The sequence below is a fragment of the Salinicola salarius genome (genome assembly GCF_002179555.1).
GTDB classification, from domain to species: domain Bacteria; phylum Pseudomonadota; class Gammaproteobacteria; order Pseudomonadales; family Halomonadaceae; genus Salinicola; species Salinicola salarius_A.
In genome coordinates this window covers 77737-96141 of sequence record NZ_NHOU01000007.1, presented here as the reverse complement: position 1 = coordinate 96141, position 18405 = coordinate 77737, and the positions used below count along the sequence as shown (strand labels likewise).

Sequence of the window (18405 nt, the reverse complement as noted above, 5' to 3'; positions counted from 1 at the left end):
TATCGAGCGGCCCTTCTCATTACCCTATCTTATCAGCCTGTCATCGTCATGCCGTTGATTGGCACACAAGCTGACGAGATCAGCTTTCGCGTTCGCCATCGACGAGGCGACGCAGCTTCAGCGGGTTGCTCTCGCGCACGGCTTCCGGCAGCAGCGTATCCGGCAGGTCCTGGTAACAGACCGGACGCAGGAAGCGGAAGATCGCTGCGGTGCCCACGGACGTGGTGCGCGAGTCGGAAGTCGCCGGAAACGGGCCGCCGTGAACCATGGCATCGCACACTTCCACCCCGGTCGGCCAGCCGTTGGCCATGATACGGCCCGCCTTGCGTTCGAGCGTCGGCAGCAGTGCCTTGGCGGCCTCGTAATCGGCGTCATCCATCTGCAGCGTTGCCGTCAACTGGCCTTCTAGGCTCTCGGCGACACGCTTGACTTCCGCCGCGTCGCGGCAGGCCACGATCAGCGAAGAGGCGCCGAAGACTTCCGCCTGCAGCGAGGCATCGGCGATCACGTCCTCGCCGGCAGCCACGAACAGGCCGCTCTGGCACTGGTTGGCGCCTTCGCCCTCCAGTCCCCGCGCCACCTCGCGAACCTTGCCGTTCGCCGCCAGCGCGCTTACACCCTGGCCGTAGGCTTGGTGAATCCCCGGCGTCAGCATCGTCTGGGCCGTGCTGGCCTTGAGCGTTTCGCTGGCGGACTCGATGAACGCGTCGAGATCCGGCCCCTCGATCGCGATCACCAGACCCGGGTTGGTGCAGAACTGCCCGGCCCCCATGTTGAGCGAGCCCACGAACGCCTCGCCCAGCGCCTTGGCGCGTGCACTCAGCGCGGCCGGCAACAGGAACACGGGGTTGATGCTGCTCATTTCCGCATAGAACGGGATCGGTTCCGGACGACGCTGGGCAATCTCCAGCAGTGCCAGACCACCCTTACGCGACCCGGTGAAGCCCGCTGCCTTGATCCGCGGGTCGGCGACCAGCGCCTGCCCTACCTCGAAGCTGGAATCGTGCAGCATCGAGAATACGCCCTCGGGCAGACCGCACTTCCTGACGGCGGCCTGCACGGCGCGACCGACCAGCTCGCAGGTGCCGGGATGCGCCGGGTGCCCCTTGACAATCACCGGACAACCCGCGGCCAATGCCGACGCGGTATCGCCACCAGCGACGGAGAACGCCAGCGGGAAATTGCTGGCACCGAACACGGCCACCGGCCCCAAGGCGATGTGGCGCTGACGCAGATCGACCCGCGGCATCGGCTGGCGATCCGGCAAGGCCGGGTCGATGCGAACGTCGAGCCACTCGCCGGCGCGCACGGTCTTGGCGAACAGGCGCAGCTGCCCGCAGGTGCGTCCGCGCTCGCCCTGGATGCGCCCCTGAGGCAGCCCGGACTCGGCCACGGCCCGCTCGATCAGGTCGTCACCGATCGCCTCGATCTCGTCGGCGATCGTCTCGAGAAATCTGGCTCGTTCTTCGAGTGAGGTTTCGCGATAGGTATCGAATGCCGACCAGGCGAGTTCGCACGCTCGCGCCACGTCTTCGGAAGTGCCGCCGAAAAACTCGGTCGGCAAGCGCTCGCCCGTCGCCACATTGATCGCGACGATCGGATCGCGGGTCCCCTTGACGGTTTGCTGTCCGATCAATAGTTCGCCAGTCAGATTCACATTGCCTCCTAGAGAAAGCTGGGATGTTAGAGAAAGCTGGGATGTCGAAAACGCTCGAATGCCGGGACGCCAATGCCAACAGAAAGACACCGCCGCCCCGTGGGACGGCAGTGCAATCGAACGATATCTCGAATCGATCGGCCCGCCTTTATCGCCCGGGCCGGCAAGAGATCAAGCTTCGGAGCGATCCTGATACGCGGCGTAGTTGTCGTACGCCCGTTGAAGATGGCGGTGCATGGCGTCCCGTGCGGCTTCCGTCTGCCCTGAGACGATCGCCTGCAGGATCTCGGCGTGCTCACGAGCCACCCTTTCAAGATAGTAAGATATGGCTTCGGGGTCGAGCTCGACGGACAGAAGTTTGGTCCGGGGGATAGCGCCTTCGTTGAGTTGATCGTACAGCGAGACGAAGAACGGGTTGTGCGTGGCTTCGACGATCGCCCGGTGGAAGACATAGTCCTCGTGGCGAGCCTGACTACCCGTCTCGCAGGCCGCCAGGAACCGTTCGTGAGCGCTCTGCATCGCCGCGACATCCTCCGGCGTGCGCCGTTCGGCCGCCAGCGCCGCCGCCTGGGCATCCAGCGTCATGCGCATTTCCAGCACGTGCAGAATGTCTTCCACCGTGGTGGCGTTGATGCGTCTTGCCGGAAACTGATGATCCGGCGCAGAGCGCAGAACGCGCGTGCCAATACCCCGACGCGTCTCGACCAGGCCCATCGACTTGAGGTGAGCGATCGCCTCGCGCACCGCCGTCCGACTGACACCGAACATGTCGCACAGCTGGCTCTCGGTCGGCAGTTTTTCCCCCACCTCGATATGCCCCTGAGTGATCAGGGCTTCCAGCTGTCGGGCGATCTGGCGCGATAGACTCTCCTGAGAAGAGATGCGCTTTATCTCCCAAGCCTTGGTCTGCTCCATCGTGCTGCCTACCTTATCGATTTTCCTGTCCGACGCCGGCGTCCGCGATCACTCGGGGCGGTCGGTGCTGTATGACGTTCGAGGTGAATAGCATACCAGCTCGACCGGCCCCGGCCCGGATCACGTTTCGTCGTCGGGGTGACCCAGCGTCACGAACTTGCCGCCCTGATGGACCACCGCCGGGTCCGTCGGGTCCTGAGGCGCTTTGGCCGCCTCGGCCTCGACTTCGGCCCGCCATGGTGCCGAGCTCTCCTGCGGCGCCCAACCGAGGAACTGCGCATGGCGATTGTCCCACCACTGCTCGGCATTGCCTGAAGCGCCATAGACCACGGTATACCCCAGCTTGGGCGCGACGAACGCCCGCTCCAGCAGCGCCACGAAATCCTCGACACCCAGCCAGGTGGCCAACATGCGCGTGTCCTTGGGCTTGGGGAAGCAGGAGCCAATGCGCACGCTCAGCGTCTCGATCGCGAACTTGTCGAAATAGAGGCTCGCCAGGTCCTCGCCAAAGCATTTGGAAACTCCGTAGAGCGAATCCGGCCGACGCGGGACCTGGCTATCGATCCGCGTCGAGCGCTCGTAGAAACCGATGGTATGGTTCGAGCTGGCAAAGACGATGCGCGGCTTGCCCTGCTTCCGGGCCGCCTCGTAGAGATTATAGGTCCCGATGATATTGGCCTGCAGGATCCCTTCCCACGGCTTCTCTACCGAAATGCCGCCCAGGTGGACGATACCATCACAATCGCTGACGAGCCTTGCCACCGCTGCCGCGTCGGCCAGATCGCAAGCGACGATCTCCTCGTGCTCCTCAGCGTTGTCGATTGCCTCGATGTCCGACAGACGCACGTGCCGGGCCAGCTTCGCCAGATGCGGACGGATGGCTTTGCCAACGCCACCGGCGGCGCCGGTCACCAGTAATCGATTCAGCATGTTGATCTCTCCTGTTGGTTTGGACGGCCAGTTGTCCGGTAGCCGCCCTAGGGATGTCGAATAGTTCGAAGACCGAGCTTGTGCTGTCGCGTCACTGCAGCAGGTTGGGCAACGTCAAGGAGACCGCCGGCACGTAGGTCACCAGCATCAGCACCACGAACAGCGCCAGATAGAAAGGCCAGATAGTCTTGACGGTCTGCTCGATCTTGATCCCGCCGATTGCACTACCGACGAACAGACACCCGCCGACTGGCGGCGTACACAAGCCGATGCCCAGGTTCATCATCATCAGGATGCCGAACTGGATGGGGTCCATGCCGAACTGCTGTGCCACCGGCAGGAAAATCGGCGTGCAGATCAAGATCAGCGGCGCCATGTCCATGATCATGCCGAGCGCCAGCAACAGCAGGTTGAGCATCAGCAACACGACGATGGGGTTGTCGGAGAGCGATGTCAGCGTATTGGCGAGCATTTCCGGCACGTTGTAGAGCGCCAGCAGGTAGGAAAACGCCGAGGCGCAACCGACCAGGATCATCACCAGCGCCGTCGTCTTGACGGCCTGGTAGACCGCCTTCTTGAACGACTCCCAGCGGAGTTCACGGTAGACGAGCCCGGTGATCACGATGGCATAGATCGCGCCGAACGCGCCGGACTCGGTCACCGTAAGGATGCCGGACAACACGCCGCCGACGATGATCACCGCCGTCAGCAGGCCCGGCAGCGACGCGACGAAGCTGATCAGCAGCGCGTACCAGCCCGGGAAGGGTTCACCGCCGTAGCCGCGCTTGACCGCCACCACATAGGCCGCCACCGCCAGCGCCAGGCACATGAGAATACCGGGCACGATACCGGCCACGAACAGCTGGGTGACCGAGATCCCGCCACCGGCCGCCACCGCGTAGAGAATCATGTTGTGGCTGGGCGGAATCACCACGCCGGCAATCGAGGAGGTCACCGTCACGTTGACCGCATAGTCGGTGTCGTAGCCCTTTTCCTTCATCACCGGAATCAGAATGGAGCCCAGCGCCGAGGTATCGGCGACGGCAGAGCCGGAGATGCCGCCGAACAGCATGGACGAGCTTACGTTGACCATCCCTAGGCCACCGCGGACGCGGCCGACCGCAGCCGAGGCAAACCGCACCAGGCGGCTCGAGATGCCGCCGTGCAGCATCAGCTCACCCGCAAAGATGAAAAACGGAATCGCCAGCAGCGAAAACACCGAAATGCCCGAGACGATTCGCTGGAACCCCACGAACAGCGGCAGCCCCTCGTAGAGAAACGTCACGATCGAGGCCAGCCCCACCGCGAACGCGATCGGCGCCCCCACGATCAGCCCGAGGAAAAAGACGCCGAAAAGAATCGCAAGCCCCATAGTGTCAGCTCCCTGCCCGGCCGGTACGCGTGATGCGTTGAATGAGATTGGCGCAGGTGAAAATCACCAGGAGCACGCCACAAGCTACCAGAGGCGCGGCTCGCCAACTTTCGGAGAGTCCGATCATCGGGATCGGGCGGCCGGCGTTGTTCATCATCATCAACCAGCCCTGCCATGCCATGAATCCACCGAAGAGCAGCACGAATCCGTCGGAAATGGCGTGCATGATCACCCGCGGAATTCGCGGCGCGCCTTCACGCAGAAAGTCGATGCTCAGGTGGGAATTGAAACGTACACCGGCACCCGCACCGAGGCAGGTGATATAGACCACGATCAACAGCGAGGACTGCTCGATCCAGGTCGGGGTATCATTGAGCACGTAGCGGCCGAAAACCAGCCAGCCGAACGAGAAAATCAGGAACACCAGCAGCACGCCAGCAACGATCAGGCATAAACGCGCCAAACCGTCCAGCACCCTGTCTGACACCGTGTCAGGATTGGTGGCCGAATCCGGGACGTTATCCACGATGGGTTTCCCTAGTTGATATCGAAGACGAAAGACGAGCCCCTGTCAGCAGAGGCTCGTCACCATTGGCGGCTTATTGGGTATTGCGGATATCATCAATCAGTGATTCGAGGTCAGGATTTTCCTTGATGAAGGCCTGATAAATCGGCTCCATCCGCTTCTGGAACTCGGCCTTGTCCTTGACCTGGTTGACCTTCACGCCTGCAGCCTCGACTTCTTCACGGCTCTTCTTCGCGCCTTCGGCCCACAGCTCACGCTGTTCCTTCGCCGCATTCTCGGCAGCCGTGCGAACGATCGACTTGTCCTCGTCGGAGAGCTCGTTCCAGCTGGACTCGGCGATGCACAGACATTCGGGAATGATCAGGTGGCCGGTTTCGGAGAAGTACTTGGCGACCTCGTAATGGTTGCTGGAGTCGAACGACGGGTAGTTGTTCTCGGCCCCATCGATGACGCCGGTCTTCAACGACTGGAACACTTCGCCGTAGGACATCGGCGTCGCATTACCGCCGAGGGCGTCGACCATCTGCACGTAAAGGTCGTTATTCATGACGCGAAGCTTGAGCCCCTTCACATCGTCCGGCTCTTCGATCGGGTGATCGGTGTTATAGAAACTGCGAGCACCGGAGCCGAACCAGGACAGAGCGATCAGATCCTTTTCCGCAAGAGCATCAGCGAAGCGCTGGCCGATTTCCCCATCCATGACGCGGTACATTTGATCGACGCTATCGAACAGAAACGGCAACGACAGCACGTTGGTTTCGGGTACGATCGGGCCCATAGGCCCCATGTTGAAGTTACCGAAATCCAGGGCACCGCTACGGGCCTGGTCGATGGCATCAGGCTGATCGCCCAGCACCGCATTGTTGTATACGCGAGGGTTGATTCTTCCTTCCGTCTTCTCGGAAACCTCGTCGGCAAAAGACTTCAACGCGACCGAGTTCGGGTAGCCATCCGGATGAACGTTCCACCCTCTCCAGTTTTCCGCGTGAGCAGGAAAGGCCGCGACAGATAGCGCGCCAGCGACGGCGACCGCGGGTAGCGAAGCGGAAAGATTGCCCCAAAAACGTCTTGCCATCATATGACTCCCTCGCTCGACTCAAAGCGAATTGTGATTGTCGAAACGCAGAATGCCATACATCATACTTGACGTAATATTAGACTTTGGAATTGGCAGATAATGGCGAACCATCAGCGAGATATAATGTTAGTTATTTCTGTAAACTATTGAAAAAAAGACAGTTTCATATTAGTGGATCCAACCGGTACGATAGCTGCCTTCGGGAATCGGTTGGCTCTGATCGTCATCGAACGTAAAAAGGCAGCATCCGAAGATGCTGCCTTGATCTATCGATATCGAGCCGCGAGGGTGACTGACGGGAAGTCAGCGCACCAGCGCTGGCCGCTTGGGATCGAACGACCAGCCATCGATCAGATACTGCATTGCCATCGCATCGTTGCGGCTACGCACGTCGAGCGACTTGTAGAGGGCATGGGCCTTTTCGACCTGAGCCATGTCGAGCTTGATCCCGAGCCCCGGCGTCTTCGGCACACTCAGCTTGCCTCCGCGGATCGCGAAAGGCTCCTCGGTCAGGCGCTGGCCGTCCTGCCAGATCCAGTGTGTATCGATGGCCGTGATATTGCCCGGGCACGCTGCCGCCACGTGGGTCATCATCGCCAGCGAGACATCGAAGTGGTTGTTGGAGTGCGAGCCCCAGGTCATTCCCCACTCGTCACACAGCTCACCGACCATCACCGCGCCCTGCATGGTCCAGAAATGACAGTCCGCCAGCGGAATGTCGACGGCATTGAGCGCCACCGCGTACTGCAGCTGCTTGAAGTCGGTCGCGATCATGTTGGTGGCGGTGGGCAAGCCGGTGCGCTTCTTGAACTCGGCCATCACCTCGCGTCCGGACCAGCTCTCTTCCTGCCCGCAGGGATCTTCGGCATAGCTGAGGATGTGCTTGATCGGATCGAGAATCCGAACCGCCTCGTCGAGCTTCCAGGCCCCGTTGGGATCCAGCGTCAGCCGGGCTTCGGGGAAGGCGCCGTGCAGTGCACGGATGCAGTCGGCCTCCTCTTCGCCCCGCAGCACGCCACCCTTGAGCTTGAAGTCCTTGAAACCGTAACGCTCATAGGCCGCCTTGGCCAGATTGGCCACCGCATCCGGCGTCAGCGCCTCCTGGCAACGGACTTCATCCCAAGCGTCGACCGGATTTTCAGGCTTGGGATACGGTAGATCGGTCTTGGCGGGATCGCCCAGCAGGAAGAGATAGCCCAGCGCTTCGACTTCGTCACGCTGACGGCCAAAACGCCCCAGCAGATCGGCGACCGGCTGCCCCAGCGCCTGGCCGTAGAGATCGAACAGTGCCGATTCGATGGCGGTCAGCACGTGCACCGCCACGCGCAGATCGAACGTCTGACGCCCCCGCTCCTCTCGCCCGTTGCTCGCCAGCAGCAGGCGCGAGCGGTTGAGCGTCTGCTTGACCTCGTTGACCGCCGCTCCCTCGACCAGCGGACGACACTGTTCCAGCCCCTTGAGAATCCCCTCGCTGGAGGGAATCTCGCCGACGCCCTGGTTGCCCGCGTCATCTTCGAGAATCAATAGACAACGAATGAACCACGGCGCATGGCCGCCACTCAGGTTGAGCAGAAAACTGTCGTACCCGGCGACCGGCACCACCGTCATCTTGCTGACTTTGGGGAAATTCATATTGCACTCCTCGATATTCTATCGTTGCGGAAACGCTGAAGGAATCGGCGAGCAAGGTGCAGCGCAAGGCGCCCGGCGCACAGGAACCGGAGCCTATGTGGGGTATAGGTGAGGATTCCGCGCACCGGGCAACGCAGCGATTCACCTGCGCAGCCATTGATTCAGTGTTTACTAGCCGCGCTTGCCGAATTCGGCGCTATTCACCGTCCACTTCCGCGCCTGCTCGGTCAGGGTGATACCCAGGCCCGGGCGATCCGGCACCAGCATGCGGCCGTCCCGGGTTTCCAGGCGCTCGTTGAACAGCGGCTCCAGCCAGTCGAAGTGCTCGACCCAGGGCTCGGCGGGATAGGCGGCGGCCAGATGAAGGTGAATCTCCATCGCGAAGTGAGGCGCCAGTTGCAGGCCGGCAGCGTCCGCCAGCGTCGCCAGTTTCAGGAACTGGGTGATCCCGCCGATCCGCGGAGCATCCGGCTGGATGATGTCGGCGCTGCGATGCTTGATCAGCTCCATGTGCTCGCCCACACTGGCCAGCATCTCGCCAGTGGCGATCGGCGTGTCGAGAGCACTGGCCAGCGCCGCGTGACCTTCCACGTCGTAGGCGTCCAGCGGCTCCTCGATCCAGACCAGATTGTACTGCTCCATGGCCCGGCCGAAGCGCAGGGCCGTGGCGCGATCCCACTGCTGGTTGGCGTCGATCATCAACGGCACGTCGTCACCGAGATGCTTGCGCACGGCCTCGACGCGCTGAAGGTCGATCCGCATGTCGGGCTGTCCCACCTTGATCTTGACGCCCTTGATGCCGTTCTCGAGAGATCGCGTCGCGTTCTCCTTGACCTCTTCGATTGGCGTATGCAGAAAGCCACCGGAGGTGTTGTAGCACTGCACGGAGTCGCGATGCGCCCCCAGCAGCTTGGCCAGCGGCAGCCCGGCGCGCTTGGCCTTGAGATCCCACAGCCCGACATCGACCGAGGCAATCGCCTGCGTCGAAAGACCGCTGCGCCCTACCGATGCCCCGGCCCACACCAGCTTCTGCCACAGTTTGCCGGTGTCGTTGGGATCTTCGCCCAGAATGGCCGGCGCGATCTCCTGGGCATGGGCGAACTGGCCATATCCCCCGGCACGCTTGGAGTAGCTGAAGCCGATCCCCTGATGGCCATCACGCGTTTCGATCTCGGTGAACAAAAACGACACTTCGGTCATCGGCTTCTGGCGGCCGGTCAGTACCTTCGCGTCGCTGATGGGTGTCGCCAGCGGCAACAGGACATGGGAAAAACGGATCCAGCTAATGGCATCGTTGGACATCGGACTACCTCATGGATGTGGCTGAGAGACTCTCCTCCCGATCTGCTCGGCGCCGATATGATTGCGCTATCATCGAAAATGCCGAGCCGCTAACGGACGGGATGTTAGCGCAATCAATTTGTATGACAAAGAGGCCACCCTGCGATTACGACCAAAGGATGACGACTCGCGACGGCACCGTGCCGCATGCCGAAGCGGCTCAGGTGGTATCCCGATCGACGATCTCGAAGCCGACATCCAGAACCTGCCCGGCCCGCTCGAACGTCGGCTGTGCCATGCGCTGCAACAGATGCTCGGCCGCCCGCAGGCCGATGGCAGCGCCGTCGATACGTACGGTACTCAACGCCGGGAAGCTGGCGGCAGCATAACTGCTGTCGCCAAATCCCATGATCGCCAGTTGCCCCGGCACCGTCAGCCCGCGACTCTGCGCCTCCGACAATACCCCCAGCGCGAGGATATCCGAGCTGCAGACGATGGCATCCAGCGCATGGCGATCGAGCAGTTCGGCGCTCTTCTCCCGCCCCCAGGGCATGCTCGAAGGCGTACCGACTTCCCGCAGCTGGTACTCCCCAATGCCGGCGCTCTCGAGCCCCGACACGAAACCGGCGACCCGCAGCTTCGCGCGAGAATCGTCGGCACTGATGATGCCGAAGCGCCGATAACCCCGTGACAGCAGATGCTCGGCCACGGCGCGCCCCACCGCTTCATGGGAGAAGCCGACCAGCATGTCCAGCGGATCATCGGTCATGTCCCAGATCTCGACCAGCGGCACCTCGGCCGCCTTGAGCCGCTGGCGGGTCAGCGCCGAATGGCGACAGCCGGTGAGTACGATCCCGTCGGGACGGCGGCTCAACACGGTCTCGAGAATCGTCTCCTCCTGCTCCGGCGTATAACCGACCAGACCCAGCAGCACCTGATAGCCCTGGGAAGAGAGCGCCCCCATCACCGTCTGCACGACTTCAGCGAACAGCGAGTGCGCCACGGTCGGCACCAGTAGCGCCACTAGCCGGCTCCGACTCGACGCCAGCGCGCCGGCGACCCGATTGGGCACGTAACCGGTTTCGAGCACCGCTCGCTGAACACGTAGTCGCGTGCTTTCGCTCACCAGCTCGGGGCGGTTGAGCGCTCGCGACACTGTCATCGGCGCCACGCCTGCAACGCGAGCCACATCGGTCAGCCGTGCGCTGCCGGTCGAGCGCGAGGAACGTGGTTTATCGCCGCTATCGTCCATCGACGTGACTACTCATCAGACTGTTCATCCATACGAAATCCATTCAGTTCGACGCTCGATTCTCGACATCAGACCTTCTGCCCTTTTGGCGAACATGAATGCTGTCAAGGTGATAGCGCAAACATGCCTCCGCCCATTTGCCAGTTGTCGTCGAGCTGAAACCGCCACCCTAAGAGGGAGAGAAGAAAGCCTTCAACGACGCACATCCGGCTGCCCAGACATCCGCTTCCAGCAATGCAATACCTGCCGTAGGGAACATGACGCCTGCGTTGGAGCGCCCCTCGGTCAGACGACCCGTGAGCAGCCCGACCAGCGGCATGTGGCTGACGACGATCAAGGGTCGCGTCGCATCGAACAGGGTCAGCCGTTCGATCAGCGCGCCGACATCATCGTCCGGCGTCACGCCGCCGACCGTCTCGACTTCGCCGTGCATGGCTTCGGCAACCGCCCGTGCGGTCTGCTGTGCCCGATCGTAGGGGCTGACCCAGATCGTGGCGCCGGCCAGCGTCTGTCGCGAGGCCAGCCATCGGCCCGCCTCCGCGGCCTCGCCCTCCCCGCGGGTCGTCAACCGACGCGCCGCATCCGGGCTGCCCGGCCCTGCCTCTCCATGCCGGACTACCGCGAGCCAGCCCATCACTCGGGATCCGGCGCGAGTTCGTGAGCGCGGGATACCGACTCCCGCGACAGCATGAATTCGACGTCGCTGCTCTGCTCGCTCTCCATCAGCGCCTTGGCCATGTCCTTGGCCGGAATGCCGTCGAACATGACCCGATAAAGCCCCTGCGCCAGCGGCATGTAGATATCTTCCTGATGCGCCTTCTCGCACACCAGCTTGACCGTATTGACGCCTTCGGCCACCTGACCGAGCACTTCGATGGCGGAATCGAGATCGTGCCCCTGCCCCAGCGCGTAGCCGACGCGATAGTTGCGCGAGAGCTCGGAAGAACAGGTGACGATCAGATCACCAACGCCGGAGAGTCCCAGGAAGGTCATCGGGTTGGCGCCGAGCGCGACGGCGAACCGGCTCATCTCCGCCAGCGCGCGGGTCATCAGCATGCTGCGCGTGTTCTCGCCCATGCCCAGCGCGGCGGCCATGCCGGCCGCGATGGCGTAGATGTTCTTCAGCGAGCCGCCCAGCTCGGCGCCGTAGCGATCGTTGCCGGCGTAGACGCGGAAATAACTGCACCCCAGCGCCGCCTGCACGTAGGCCCGCGTGACGGGATCGTCGCTGGCGATCACCGTCGCCGTCAGCTGCTTCTGAGCGATCTCGGCAGCCAGGTTCGGGCCGGACAGCGCTCCGATGTGCGAAGAGCCCGTCTCTTCCTCGATCACCTGACTCATCAGCTTGAAGCCGTCCGCCTCGATCCCCTTGGTGGTACTGACCAGAATCTGCTCGGGCCGCAGGTACGGCCGCGCCTGCTGCAACACCTTGCGGAAGGCCTTGGAGGGAATCGCGATGAAAACCACGGCAGCTTCGGCAACCGTCTCCGCCAGATCGGTGGATGCGACCACTGCCGGATTGATCGAGTAATCGGGCAGGTAGCGACCGTTGCGGTGTTCGCGATTGATCTGTTCCACCAGCGCTTCGTCGCGCAGCCACTGACGAACCTCGGCGCCATTATCGGCGGCGATGCTGGCGATGGCGGTACCGAAGCTGCCCCCGCCGAGTACCGCGACCGTCATGCGTTCTTCCGACCCGTTCTTGCCTGACCTGGTTTTATCCGACTCGTTTTTATCCGACTCGTTTTTATCCGACATAGCCGTTCCATTGACGATGAGCGATACCCACAGTGTAACGAAAAAACGCCCCGAAAACGGGGCGTTGATCGTGCAGGAAACGCGTTCAGCCAGACATCGCCGGGGCTAGTCGATCATCCCGACGAGGGAGTCGATGCTGGACCGGGCGTCACCGTAGAGCATGCGCGTATTGTCCTTGAAGAACAGCGGATTCTCGATGCCCGAGTAGCCGGTCCCCTGCCCGCGCTTGCAGACGAAGACCTGCTTCGACTCCCAGACTCTCAGTACCGGCATGCCGGCGATCGGGCTCGCGGGATCTTCCTGGGCCGCGGGATTGACGATATCGTTGGAGCCGATGACGATCACCACATCGGTGTTGGCGAAGTCGTCGTTGATCTCGTCCATCTCCAGCACGATGTCGTACGGCACACGGGCTTCGGCCAGCAGCACGTTCATATGGCCCGGCAGGCGCCCGGCCACCGGATGGATGCCGAAGCGAACCTCCTTGCCGGCCGCACGCAGCTTGCGCACCAGATCGCTGACCGCATTCTGCGCCTGCGCCACGGCCATGCCGTAGCCGGGCACGATGATCACGCTGTCGGCGTCGTTGAGCGCGCTGGCCACCCCGCCGGCGTCGATGGCGACCTGCTCGCCCTCGATCTCGGCCGCAGGCCCCTGCGGTCCACCGAAGCCGCCCAGGATGACGCTGACGAAGTTGCGGTTCATCGCCTTGCACATGATGTAGGAGAGAATCGCCCCGGACGAGCCAACCAGCGCGCCGGTCACTATCAGCAGGTCATTGGAGAGCGTGAAGCCGATCGCCGCGGCAGCCCAGCCCGAGTAGCTGTTGAGCATGGAAACCACCACCGGCATGTCGGCACCGCCGATGCCCATGATCAGGTGCCAGCCGATGAAGAACGCCAGCGCCGCCAGCAGCAGCAGTGTCCAGAACCCGGCGCCGTTGAAGTAAGCGATGGCCAGCAACAGACACAGCGCTACCGCTCCGGCATTCAGCAGGTGCCCGCCGGGCAGCTTGTGCGGCTTGCCACCGATCTTGCCTGCCAGCTTGCCGAACGCCACCACGGAGCCGGTGAAGGTGACCGCGCCGATGAAGACACCCAGCACCACCTCACCCTGCAGGAAGGCGAGTTCCGCCGGGGTCTTGTGGGCCAGCGTCGAGGCAAACGCCGACAGGCCATCGAAAGAGACGCCGGCCGCCTTGATCGCCATGACTCGCGCGCGCTCCAGTTCGGCATTCCAGCCGATGAAGACCGCAGCCAAGCCGACGAAGCTGTGCAGCGCCGCTACCAGTTGGGGCATTTCGGTCATCTCGACCTTGCGCGACAGCCACACGCCGATCAGCCCGCCGATCAGCATCATCGGGATCATCCAGCCATAGCCGCCGACCTTCGGGCCCAGCGCGGTGAAGAGCACGGCGATCGCCATGCCGACGATGCCGTACCAGACCGCACGCTTGGCTTTCTCCTGGTTGCTCAACCCCCCCAGCGAGAGGATGAACAGGACACTCGCCGCGATCGCCGCGGCGGAAACGAACTCGTGTTGCAACATATCGATTCTCCGCGGATCAGGATTTCTGGAACATGGCGAGCATGCGGCGGGTCACCAGGAAGCCGCCGACGATGTTGATCGAGGCGATCAGCACCGAAAGCCCTGCCAACAGCGCCACCACCCAGCTGCCGGAGCCGATCTGCAGCACGGCACCCAGAATCACGATGCCCGAAATGGCATTGGTCACCGCCATCAACGGCGTATGCAGGGAGTGGCTGACGTTCCAGATCACCTGGAAGCCGACGAAGCAGGCCAGCACGAAGACGATGAAGTGCTGCATGAACGATGCCGGCGCGACCATGCCCAGCAGCCACATCAGAACGCCGCCGGCGACCAGAATGCCGATCTGACGCTTGCTCTGGGCCACGAAGGCGGCGTGCTCGGCCGCTTTCTTCTCTTCCGGTGTCGGCTCCTTGACCTTCTCCTTGGGCTTGGCGGCACCGATCGCCTTCACTTTCGGCGGCGGTGGCGGGAAGGTGATCTCGCCGGCATGGGTCACCGTCGCGCCGCGAATGACGTCGTCTTCCATGTCGTGCACCAGCACGCCGTCCTTCTCCGGCGTCAGGTCGGTCAACATGTGGCGAATGTTGGTGGCGTAAAGCAGCGACGCCTGTGTCGCCATCCGCGACGGGAAATCCGTATAGCCGACCACGATCACGCCGTTGTCGGTGACGATACGCTCGTCGGGCACGGTCAAATCGCAGTTGCCTCCCTTCTCCGCCGCCAGGTCGACGATCACCGAACCGGGCTTCATCGCCGCGACCATGTCCTCGAGCCACAGTTTCGGCGCGGGGCGACCGGGAATCAGCGCCGTGGTGATGACGATATCCACCTCCGGCGCCTGCTCGCGGAACAATGCCAGTTGCTTCTCGCGGAACTCGGGACTGGAGGGTGCCGCATAGCCGCCGGTGCCCGAGCCGTCCTGACTCTCCTCGAAATCGAGGAAGAGGAATTCCGCGCCCATCGACTCGATCTGCTCGGCGACTTCCGGGCGCACGTCGAAGGCACGAACCACCGCGCCCAGACTCGTCGCGGTACCGATGGCCGCCAGCCCGGCGACGCCGGCGCCGACGATCAGCACCTTGGCCGGCGGCACCTTGCCGGCCGCGGTCACCTGACCGGTGAAGAAGCGCCCAAACTGGTTGCCCGCTTCGATCACGGCACGATAGCCGGCGATATTGGCGGTACTGGAGAGCGCGTCCATCTTCTGGGCACGCGAGATACGCGGGACCATGTCCATGGCGATGACCGTCGCGCCTTTGGCTCGGCAGCGCTCCAGATTCGCCTCGTTCTGTGCCGGCCAGAAGAAAGTGATCAACGTCTGGCCCGCTTTCAGCTGGTCGATTTCCGACTCGACCGGCTCCCGAACCTTGATCACCACGTCCGCCTCTTGCCACAGCGTTGCCGCGCTATCGACCACGCTGACGCCGGCCTGCCGGTAAGCATCGTCATCGAAGCCGGCGAGCTTGCCGGCGCCACTTTCGATCAGGCACTCATGGCCCAACTTCTGTATCTGCTGCGCGCTCTCCGGCGTCAGCGCCACTCGCGCTTCCCCCCTGGCGAGCTCCTTGGGCGCCCCGATCTTCATTGGCCTCTCTCCCGATGGTCAGCCATGCACCGATACTCCTCATGCTGTATATCGATAGTCGTATATCAATGACGCACCACACCTTGACCATTTACGGAAAGCCATGGCAGGAAAGTCGTCATCATTTATCGCAGGATACTGCGGTAGGTACCCACAGTTTTCCGGAGTTCCCTCAGGCGAATCAAGCGTTTAGGAGAAAAACCAACCCGATCAATATTTTATGGCAGGCATAACCAAAGCGTTATGTTTAAAAACAGCACTAAACTCTTGTTTTAAATATTAAAAGCCGGACCTACGGTTTCCGTTATCAAACATATAATGAATGACTTATTGCTACTGGATTCGACAAGGAAGCCCGCTTTTCTGCATCCCGCGCCTTGCACGACGAATTTGGCGCGGCAACGCGGTTACGCTTTGTCTGAAAAATGCCTGCGCTCGCCCATACTGCGTTAAAAATCGGCTCAAAAGGCTCATTTACTTCCCTGTAAACTCCGCTTTTTCGCCGATTTTTGCCTTGTCTGGCCATCGCTCGTCGATTTTTCAGACAGAGCTTAGTACTGAAACGTCGACCAGCCTCCAAAAAAAGCCGGCTGCAGGAGCCGGCATTCCGTCATCGGGACATATCCGATCAGGCATCGATCGGGATGAACAGGAGAGACAAACGGGAGGCGCGCTGGGCGACGGCGCCTCGATTACCTGCTGCGCCAGATGGGTACGCAGGACATCAAGCGGATTGACCCGCCGCATGGCAGCCAACCCGGCAACGCCGGCCCCTTAGGGGCTCCAATCTTCACTCGCTACCTCCCGATATTCAGCCATGCACCGAGATTCGACTTTCTCTCAAGAACATGCCACCTATCCAGAACGTGCCGCCTATCAAGAACGCGCCACTCCCGGGCCATCCATGAAAGCAACAGGGGAAAGCGCGTCGTTTATCGAAACTGCTCGGCCTTCCAACCCCTGAGGCTCCATGTGCAAAAGATGTTATCAGGCTATGGTAATGGTTATCGGGGCCTCTTCTGGATAGGCACCTACATTACCCGGGGCCCGACACCTGCTGTCTTATAAAACTTCTCCTCCCATAGCACTCTCGTTGATGCCAAGCAGACCAACTTCATCGCTGATTGACATAGCACTCATATCATCAACATCACTATTTACAGACATCGTTTCATTAAGTTCGCCATTCCCTAGCATGTAGGCTGCATCATTACTCGACTGGTTAATACTTGCGTAATCCGCCATAGTAATGGCAAGCGTTGGGGCAGTGCGATCACCACCGGCCGCCTCGATGTATCGAGTACCCCCAGCACCTTCTACCTTGACCGTGATTACATCTCCTGCGCTAAGCCCATTCTGAGCAACAAGAGAGTTAAGTTGATTCGCCAAGTCGATACCCGCAGTGATGTTTTCACCGTCCTGCCAGGTTCCTGAAGCCTGCCACACTTCCTCTTCTGCGAGATAGTTTCGGTCAGTAACCGAGCCGAACCCATCACCGTTGAGCGTATCTTCTACAGAGAAAGTCAGGGTCGTGTTCGCCGAGTGCGACCTATCAGACACCCAGTTGATAACCGCGCTGCCTATAGTATCCCCGTTATCCAGATTGATATTATCGGGTACAGTAAATTGCAGGCCGATAACGTAGGATCCTATTTCGAGATCAGGGCTAGAAACACTAAAGCCCTGCTCGACGTCATCGCTAGCTTGCTCGATTGCGGCTACAAAATAATCACCGGGCTCACTCTGTCCTTCAGGCAACACCACTAACTCAAAGCCTGTTGTAGCGGAGGCGCCATCCTCATCGACTACCTGAACTTCCAGCGAGTACCTGCCTTCGCCAGAAGTCGGCATGCCTGAGAAAGTCTTTGTTTGAGCATCGAACAAGACGCCATCGGGAAGATTCAGAGCTTCATACGTAAGCTCATCACCATCAAGATCGACGAAAACATCATCAGGAATCTCGAACACAAATCCGTCTTCGAACTTAATCGTCTGATCATCTATCGAATGATTAACGAAGGGCTCGGTATCGACCGGATTGCTGCCATCGACCGGCGTGCCATTGGAGACCATATAGATGGGTTGCGAGACCGGACCCAGCGCCAATCCTTCGGAGGTATTCGGGTTGTCAATGACTGATGCTACAAAGCCAAGCGGGAGGGTGTCATCCCCACCAAAGCTGGACGTGCCATTGAGGAAATCACCGTAGGTGAATGCTTGTGAGACGTCTGCAGTGCCGCTTGCCCCGAGTTGAACATCAACGATCTGGAACTCCGCCGCGTTGTTAGCCGGGAAATCCTTGTCAGCCAAGCGTTCCTCGACGGTATCGACGATATTGTTCTGGTCGTTGGCTACCGGCTGATGGCCCTTGGTCATCACCACCCTGACCCATTCACCTGCCGGGCCGCTGACGATGACAGACGGTACCACTCCGCCATAGGTACCTTGGCCGCCGGATGATACCCCGTTGACGGACAGCTCCGCCGTCAGGTTCGGCGACGCCTCGGTAATCTGAACCTGCGCGCCCGCCTGACTGCCATCGCTCATCAGTTGGCCACTGGCCGTGCTGCCGTCGGTGAACTTGATGTAGACGTTGGAACCGATGAGCTCTGCGCCGGAAACGCCCCCGACATCCCATGCCGGAACCGAACCGGTATCGACGCCCGCAGCCCCACCCTTGTCGAAGCCGGCAATGGAATTGGGGTCCATATCCCCGCTGAAGCCGACCACTTCGCCATTGGTAAAGCCGCCATCGTCCGTCGCGGAGAACTTCACCAGGGCGCCCCGGAAGCCGCCGTTATCGTTCGGATTGGACGGATCGAGATCGGCGCCCGGCAGGAAGTAATGCTCATAGCCGCTGGGCTGAAT

At 61.4% G+C, this 18405-nt stretch carries 14 protein-coding genes; all 14 read right to left on the bottom strand.

Annotation, left to right across the window (positions count from 1 at the left end):
- Positions 1–79 precede the first annotated feature (79 nt).
- The 14 genes from CCD76_RS07765 to CCD76_RS20360 all read right to left on the bottom strand — a co-directional run bounded on the left by CCD76_RS07765 (position 80) and on the right by CCD76_RS20360 (position 17610).
- A complete protein-coding gene (locus tag CCD76_RS07765) occupies positions 80–1657 on the bottom strand; it encodes an aldehyde dehydrogenase (NADP(+)) (protein ID WP_087718955.1) in 1578 nt (525 codons plus the stop codon).
- Between the two features lie 171 nt (positions 1658–1828).
- Positions 1829–2572, bottom strand: a complete 744-nt coding sequence (locus CCD76_RS07760) for a FadR/GntR family transcriptional regulator (RefSeq protein WP_087718954.1) — start codon at positions 2570–2572, stop codon at positions 1829–1831.
- 120 nt (positions 2573–2692) lie between these two features.
- Positions 2693–3502 (bottom strand): NAD-dependent epimerase/dehydratase family protein, encoded by an 810-nt coding sequence (locus CCD76_RS07755; protein ID WP_087718953.1) that lies wholly within the window; start codon positions 3500–3502, stop codon positions 2693–2695.
- Positions 3503–3593: 91 nt separating this feature from the next.
- Positions 3594–4874, bottom strand: coding sequence for a TRAP transporter large permease (locus CCD76_RS07750; protein WP_087718952.1), 1281 nt, complete (start codon positions 4872–4874; stop codon positions 3594–3596).
- A 4-nt stretch (positions 4875–4878) separates the two neighbouring features.
- On the bottom strand, positions 4879–5400 hold the full coding sequence (locus CCD76_RS07745) for a TRAP transporter small permease (RefSeq protein WP_087718951.1): 522 nt from the start codon (positions 5398–5400) through the stop codon (positions 4879–4881).
- Between the two features lie 73 nt (positions 5401–5473).
- On the bottom strand, positions 5474–6475 hold the full coding sequence (locus CCD76_RS07740) for a TRAP transporter substrate-binding protein (protein WP_087719032.1): 1002 nt from the start codon (positions 6473–6475) through the stop codon (positions 5474–5476).
- Positions 6476–6781: 306 nt separating this feature from the next.
- A complete protein-coding gene (locus CCD76_RS07735) occupies positions 6782–8110 on the bottom strand; it encodes an enolase C-terminal domain-like protein (protein WP_087718950.1) in 1329 nt (442 codons plus the stop codon).
- Between the two features lie 171 nt (positions 8111–8281).
- Positions 8282–9412 carry an L-talarate/galactarate dehydratase gene (locus tag CCD76_RS07730; RefSeq protein ID WP_087718949.1) on the bottom strand — a complete coding sequence of 377 codons (1131 nt, stop codon included), beginning with the start codon at positions 9410–9412 and terminating at the stop codon, positions 8282–8284.
- Positions 9413–9611: 199 nt separating this feature from the next.
- A complete protein-coding gene (locus tag CCD76_RS07725) occupies positions 9612–10580 on the bottom strand; it encodes a LacI family DNA-binding transcriptional regulator (RefSeq protein WP_218776994.1) in 969 nt (322 codons plus the stop codon).
- 232 nt (positions 10581–10812) lie between these two features.
- Positions 10813–11277, bottom strand: coding sequence for a phosphohistidine phosphatase SixA (gene sixA, locus CCD76_RS07720; protein WP_087718947.1), 465 nt, complete (start codon positions 11275–11277; stop codon positions 10813–10815).
- Positions 11277–12326, bottom strand: a complete 1050-nt coding sequence (locus CCD76_RS07715) for an NAD(P)H-dependent glycerol-3-phosphate dehydrogenase (RefSeq protein WP_087719031.1) — start codon at positions 12324–12326, stop codon at positions 11277–11279. The genes sixA and CCD76_RS07715 overlap by 1 nt, the downstream gene beginning before the upstream one ends.
- Positions 12327–12506: 180 nt before the next feature.
- Positions 12507–13949 carry an NAD(P)(+) transhydrogenase (Re/Si-specific) subunit beta gene (locus CCD76_RS07710; protein WP_087718946.1) on the bottom strand — a complete coding sequence of 481 codons (1443 nt, stop codon included), beginning with the start codon at positions 13947–13949 and terminating at the stop codon, positions 12507–12509.
- 16 nt (positions 13950–13965) lie between these two features.
- On the bottom strand, positions 13966–15537 hold the full coding sequence (locus tag CCD76_RS07705; protein ID WP_087718945.1) for a Re/Si-specific NAD(P)(+) transhydrogenase subunit alpha: 1572 nt from the start codon (positions 15535–15537) through the stop codon (positions 13966–13968).
- A 1062-nt stretch (positions 15538–16599) separates the two neighbouring features.
- Entirely contained in the window at positions 16600–17610 is a 1011-nt protein-coding gene (locus tag CCD76_RS20360; RefSeq protein ID WP_256961209.1) for a putative Ig domain-containing protein, read from the bottom strand.
- Between the last annotated feature and the right edge of the window lie 795 nt (positions 17611–18405).

Bases quoted from the DNA above. Each gene is read 5' to 3' on its own strand.
- CCD76_RS07755 (WP_087718953.1), bottom strand. From the start codon at position 3,502: ATGCTGAATCGATTACTGGTGACCGGCGCCGCCGGTGGCGTTGGCAAA.
- CCD76_RS07740 (WP_087719032.1), bottom strand. From the start codon at position 6,475: ATGGCAAGACGTTTTTGGGGCAATCTTTCCGCTTCGCTACCCGCGGTC.
- CCD76_RS07705 (WP_087718945.1), bottom strand. From the start codon at position 15,537: ATGAAGATCGGGGCGCCCAAGGAGCTCGCCAGGGGGGAAGCGCGAGTG.
- CCD76_RS07760 (WP_087718954.1), bottom strand. From the start codon at position 2,572: ATGGAGCAGACCAAGGCTTGGGAGATAAAGCGCATCTCTTCTCAGGAG.
- CCD76_RS20360 (WP_256961209.1), bottom strand. From the start codon at position 17,610: ATGGTCTCCAATGGCACGCCGGTCGATGGCAGCAATCCGGTCGATACC.
- CCD76_RS07710 (WP_087718946.1), bottom strand. From the start codon at position 13,949: ATGTTGCAACACGAGTTCGTTTCCGCCGCGGCGATCGCGGCGAGTGTC.
- CCD76_RS07715 (WP_087719031.1), bottom strand. From the start codon at position 12,326: ATGACGGTCGCGGTACTCGGCGGGGGCAGCTTCGGTACCGCCATCGCC.
- CCD76_RS07730 (WP_087718949.1), bottom strand. From the start codon at position 9,412: ATGTCCAACGATGCCATTAGCTGGATCCGTTTTTCCCATGTCCTGTTG.
- CCD76_RS07750 (WP_087718952.1), bottom strand. From the start codon at position 4,874: ATGGGGCTTGCGATTCTTTTCGGCGTCTTTTTCCTCGGGCTGATCGTG.
- sixA (WP_087718947.1), bottom strand. From the start codon at position 11,277: ATGGGCTGGCTCGCGGTAGTCCGGCATGGAGAGGCAGGGCCGGGCAGC.
- CCD76_RS07735 (WP_087718950.1), bottom strand. From the start codon at position 8,110: ATGAATTTCCCCAAAGTCAGCAAGATGACGGTGGTGCCGGTCGCCGGG.